Genomic DNA, 5,108 nt, shown 5'->3' with positions numbered 1-5,108 from the left:
GGGGTTTATTAGAATTAAAAGGCCAGGATCGACTGCGTTTTCTCCACAATCAAACCAGTAACGCTATCGAGCGCCTGAAACCGGGTCAGGGTTGTGAGACAATTTTCCTTAACTCTACCGGTCGTACCCTCGATTTTGTCACAGTTTACGCCGGCGATGATTCCCTCCTCATCCTCGTTTCTCCCCAACGTCGTCAATTTTTACTGGAATTGATTGATCGCTATATTTTCCCCTTCGATAAGGTGGAAATTAGCGACTTAACCGATAATTTTGCCATTTTCACCCTAATCGGTACTGAAAGCGGGCAATACCTGCAAAAAATCGCCGTTCCAGAGCAGATTTTAACGGGGGTGCAGCATAGTCATTATCTCCTTTCTCAACCCGCCCTGAGAGTGGCCGTCGGCACCGGCTTAGATCTACCCGGATATACTGTAATCGTTGCCGCCGCCGAAGCCGGTCCCCTCTGGGAAAATTTAATTAAAAATGGCGTTACTCCCGCCGATGAGCAGGTGTGGGAATACCTGAGAATCCATCAGGGCCGACCGGCAGTCGATCAAGAATTAACCGAAGATTATAACCCTTTAGAGGCCGGTTTATGGCGAGCGATCGTCTTTGATAAGGGTTGTTATATTGGTCAAGAAACTATCGCCCGTCTTAACACCTATAAAGGCGTAAAACAAAGACTTTGGGGTATAAAACTCAGCCAACCCGTCCCCAGCAATACCCCGATTATTTTAGAAGCGCAAAAAGTCGGTTTACTCACCAGTGTGCTGGCGGATTTTGGCTTGGGTTATGTGAAAACAAAAGCGGGGGGAGAGGGTTTAAAAGTACAAATCGGCGAGGCAACAGGAGAATTAATCCCCTTACCCTTCCTCTCTCACGAATACCCCTTTCAGTGAACAGTAATCAGTAATCAGTAATCAGTGAACAGAACGTAGGTTGGGTTGAAGTATGAAACCCAACGCCCGCCTGGGTTAGTGATAACTGATAACTGATAACTGATAACTGATAACTGATAACTGATAACTGATAACTGATAACTGATAACTGATAACTGATAACTGATAACTGATAACTGATAACTGATAACTGATAACTGATAACTGAAAAACCCCCCTAACCCCAACGACTAGCGATAGGCATTCGCCAACCAGTACCAAAAGCGCGATCGCTAATTTTTAGACCAGGGGGAGCTTGTTTGCGCTTAAATTCGGCATTTTTAACTAATTTAATCACTTTCTGCACAATTTCAGGCTCAAAACCGGCGGCGATAATTTGTTCGGCGGATTGATGGCGATCGATTAATAGTGCTAAAATAGCATCTAAAATCTCGTAGGGAGGTAAAGAATCTTGATCCTTCTGATTGGGTTTTAATTCAGCACTAGGAGCTTTATTAATCACATTGAGGGGGATAATTTCCCCGTGCCGATTTAACCAGCGACAGAGGGAATAAACACGGGTTTTCGGCACATCAGCAATCACTGCTAAACCACCATTCATATCACCGTAAAGGGTGCAATATCCCACCGCCATTTCTGATTTATTGCCAGTGGATAATAGTAAATGACCGAATTTATTAGAGAGGGCCATTAATAAATTACCGCGAATGCGTGACTGAAGATTTTCTTCAGCAATACCGAAATCAGTCCCCGCAAAAAGACCATCTAAAAGTTGATCATAAGCGGTCATAATTTCTTTAATTGCTAACTTCTCACTTTTGATACCTAAATTATTAACTAAAGCCACTGCATCGCTAATGGAATGGTCGGAACTATAGGGAGAAGGCATCATCACAGCGAGAACATTTTCTTTCCCTAATGCGTCAGTGGCAATAGCGGCAACTAAACTGGAATCAATGCCACCACTCAAGCCAAAAATTACCCGTTTAAAACCGCATTTCTGCACATAATCTCGCACTCCTAAGACTAAAGCTTGATAAATTTCCTCATCTTCATCGACAGGTAAAGGATGAATAACTGCGGGTAACAAATCTTGATTAAACTCGATCAATTCTAGGACAGAAGTAAATGCCTTGGCGCGATAAATCACTTCTCCTTGTCGGTTAAAAGCAACACTGTCACCATCAAAAATTAAATCATCATTACCTCCCACTTGATTGACATAAACTATCGGTAAATTATATCTAGTGGCACTATAGGACAATAAAGATTCTCGCAATTTTTGCTTACCGACACTGTAGGGAGAAGCGGAAAGATTAACGATTAAATCCACTCCTAAATTAGCTAAATCGGCGATGGGATTAACTGCGTATTGACGCTGACCCCAAAATTGTTCATCATTCCAAACATCTTCACAGATAGTTACACCAATTTTAAAATTATTTTCTGTTAGTTGAAAATATTGACTTTCTTTCCCAGAAGCAAAGTAACGATCCTCATCAAAAACATCGTAGGTAGGCAATAAACGTTTAGTAAAAATTTGTTTAATCTCTTGACTTTTCAACAAAGCTATGCTATTAAATAACGGCTTTTCTCCTCTGACCGTTGCCGAGGGATTTTTTTCGACAAAACCGACTAAGACGGCTAACTTTTCTGGTAATTGTTGTGACAATAATTGCAATTGTCGAGACATTTTTTCCACAAAACCCAGATTTAATAACAAGTCTCTGGGAGGATAACCACAGAGGGATAATTCCGGGGTTAAAAGTAATTCTGCTCCCTGATTAAATGCCGTTTGAGCGGCCTCTAAAATTCTTTGGGCATTTCCTTCGATATCTCCAACAATGGGATTTAATTGAGCGATAGCAATTCTCATATTTTTTCCTATTTAAACAAAAACTAACGGTTGCTCTTTAAAGGGAGCAAAAGCTTTTTCATCAAAGCGATATAAACTAGCCGGACGACCAGCACCACGAGAGACTTTTAAACCCATATCCTTGAGAAATCCTAATTTCAATAGACGATTTCTGAAGTTAGAATAATCACTAAAATTTTTACCTAAAATTGTCTCATAAAATTGATAAAGATCATTTAAAGTAAATAATTCTGGTAAAACCTCAAAAGCGACGGGACTATATTCTACTTTATTGCGTAATCTTCGCCAGCCATATTCCAAAATTTGACCGTGATTAAAGGCTAAATCTGGCACTTTATCAATCATATACCAAGTGATATTATAATCCCGTTCAGTGATTAATTTTGCTTCTTCAAACCGCACTAAAGCGAAGTAACTCACCGATAGATAACGTTTCCCAAAACTCTCGGCTGCTGCTGGGGAATCTCCCTCTGGACTGCCAAAAGTATATAACTGTTCCAGATAGAGATTATTAACACTAATTTTCTCGGCTAAAATTCGATAGGCTGCCGTTTCCAGTGATTCCCCATTTCTAACTAAAGTCCCGGGTAAACTCCAGTAATTACTAAAAGGTTCTTCCCGTCTTTTAATCAGAAGCACTAGCAGCCGATTTAATTGGGTATCAACGGAAAAGATCACGTTATCAACTCCCACTTTAAAATCAGCTAGAGATTTATTAGCTAGGGTCTTTTGCGGTTTCATGCGTAAAGTTTTTGACCTTCGATATAATCTTTAATCGGTGCAGGAACAGCCTGTTTATCGCCTTTTTCTCGATAATCTGTTGAGGATACAGCCGGAGCAAATACATCAGCAATCAGACAATCACCCCCTAATGTTTGCAGTTGTTCAATATCATCTTGATTAATAGGATAGCCAGGCCGGGGAATCACGAGAATTTTGACTTTTTCTAGTAATTCTTGGCTACGATACCAGTGCCTAATTTGTCCAGCTAAATCAGAACCAATGACTAGGGTATATTCCTCCTGTTCTCCCCAAATTGCTTGCGCTTTTTCCACACTAATTAAGCTCCGTTGATCGCTTAATTCTCGTCGCAGTTGTATATTATCCCTTGGGGGTTGAATATCCCGGATGAGCAAATTTAACATCCTCAGACGATGTTCGAGACTGGTTTGATGATTTTTAAAGGGATTATCGGCAGCCCAAACTGCAACGATATCGTACTGTTCCGATAACCATTTTAGTATGGCTTGATGACCGGCAGTAGGAGGATCGGCACTGGTTCCAAAAAGGGCAATTTTAAGCATAGGATTCAATTGCTTGCTCACTGAGGGATTGGTTTAACTCTGCTCAAGCTTGGCAAAAATTAACTTCCCCCCATTATAGTTGATTTTACCAAAATAGGGCAAGAGGATCGGCGATCTCCTGCAAAAGTAAGTTATCGAGCCGCTATCGGGTGAAAATATCTAAAACCCTGGATAAATTCGACATAATTTTAGGTTTTATGAATAGGATAGTTATCTCTTATCTTTTGTCTGCTACTGAAGATTTTTGATTCTTGCAGGAGATATTATTTTTTATAAAATTGGTGAACTAATTCTCAAACGTACTAACCCACAAACAGAAGGAGGCAAACCCATTACGCCGCGCTATGACTCCCGTAGCACTTAGCGGCCCAAACCACTGGCTCGATTTCTCCCTTTTGGAGTTTTTCTAGCGGGGTTGCTCCCTCTAAACGAATATCACCCGTAAGCAGAAAGAGCATTTGTGTCCAAGCACCATCTTCTTTTAGGACGGCTAACACTTGGTCTAAACCAGACAAAACTTTGCCATCAACAAATTGCCAAGCGGGATAAACTAATTCCTCGTTGACAGATAAACCTAAGACCCGATGATTGAGCCTCATAGTTTCTAATTCCAAAGAACTACAGGCTAAAACACGACAAACCTCAGCGCTGGTTAAGGTTCCGCCTTGCTTAGATAGGAACCGTTTCTTCGCTTCTTCGCCTCGTTTAATGGCAGCTGCCAACGCAGAGGCCAAAGCTAAAGGAGATTGTGTTTTCTGTATAGATTCTAACATTTTTAAGCTAATAAGAAATAATAATTTTGGCAAGACCTTAATCAGACGATTCTTTCCTTATATCGCCAATTCTCGGCAAAGAATTCTATGCTCCCGAATCGGGAGCATCTCACCTTTGTAACCCCTAAATCAGGTTTTATGTCAAGCTATTTTGAAAGCCTTGCTAGAAACCAGTTTTATGAATAAGTATAATTACTCACTTGCATAAATGAGATGCTCCCTCCCGAATCATCGCAGCCATCTCATAGGTAAAAAT

At 40.8% G+C, this 5,108-nt stretch carries 6 protein-coding genes; 1 reads left to right on the top strand and 5 read right to left on the bottom strand.

Translation table 11 applies throughout. The features are described from left to right. A partial coding sequence (locus IQ242_RS16340) for a folate-binding protein YgfZ (RefSeq protein ID WP_193960689.1) occupies window positions 1-899 on the top strand: 899 nt, incomplete at its 5' end. 75 nt (window positions 900-974) lie between these two features. Here IQ242_RS16340 and IQ242_RS16335 read toward each other — a convergent pair. The 5 genes from IQ242_RS16335 to IQ242_RS16315 form a co-directional block, all read right to left on the bottom strand. Continuing rightward, a complete protein-coding gene (locus IQ242_RS16335; protein ID WP_193960688.1) occupies window positions 975-1,160 on the bottom strand; it encodes a hypothetical protein in 186 nt (61 codons plus the stop codon). Further along, window positions 1,117-2,775, bottom strand: coding sequence for an NAD+ synthase (locus tag IQ242_RS16330; protein ID WP_193960687.1), 1,659 nt, complete (start codon window positions 2,773-2,775; stop codon window positions 1,117-1,119). Before IQ242_RS16330 ends, IQ242_RS16335 begins: the two co-directional genes overlap by 44 nt. Before the next feature lie 12 nt (window positions 2,776-2,787). After that, on the bottom strand, window positions 2,788-3,516 hold the full coding sequence (locus IQ242_RS16325; protein ID WP_193960686.1) for an NUDIX domain-containing protein: 729 nt from the start codon (window positions 3,514-3,516) through the stop codon (window positions 2,788-2,790). Further along, the gene (locus IQ242_RS16320) at window positions 3,513-4,079 is read right to left on the bottom strand and encodes a nicotinate-nucleotide adenylyltransferase (protein ID WP_016514665.1); all 567 of its coding nucleotides are present in this window, start codon (window positions 4,077-4,079) and stop codon (window positions 3,513-3,515) included. The genes IQ242_RS16325 and IQ242_RS16320 overlap by 4 nt, the downstream gene beginning before the upstream one ends. Window positions 4,080-4,411: 332 nt before the next feature. Then, window positions 4,412-4,852 (bottom strand): hypothetical protein, encoded by a 441-nt coding sequence (locus IQ242_RS16315; protein ID WP_193960685.1) that lies wholly within the window; start codon window positions 4,850-4,852, stop codon window positions 4,412-4,414. Window positions 4,853-5,108: the final 256 nt, after the last annotated feature.

The organism is Microcystis sp. LEGE 08355, from assembly GCF_015207185.1.
Classification (GTDB): domain Bacteria; phylum Cyanobacteriota; class Cyanobacteriia; order Cyanobacteriales; family Microcystaceae; genus Microcystis; species Microcystis panniformis.
Note: the sequence above shows the minus strand (reverse complement) of the source record. Positions and strands in the feature narration are given on the sequence as shown.

Coding starts and splice junctions, on each gene's coding strand:
- IQ242_RS16325 (WP_193960686.1), bottom strand. CDS start 3,516: ATGAAACCGCAAAAGACCCTAGCTAATAAATCTCTAGCTGATTTTAAA.
- IQ242_RS16315 (WP_193960685.1), bottom strand. CDS start 4,852: ATGTTAGAATCTATACAGAAAACACAATCTCCTTTAGCTTTGGCCTCT.
- IQ242_RS16320 (WP_016514665.1), bottom strand. CDS start 4,079: ATGCTTAAAATTGCCCTTTTTGGAACCAGTGCCGATCCTCCTACTGCC.
- IQ242_RS16330 (WP_193960687.1), bottom strand. CDS start 2,775: ATGAGAATTGCTATCGCTCAATTAAATCCCATTGTTGGAGATATCGAA.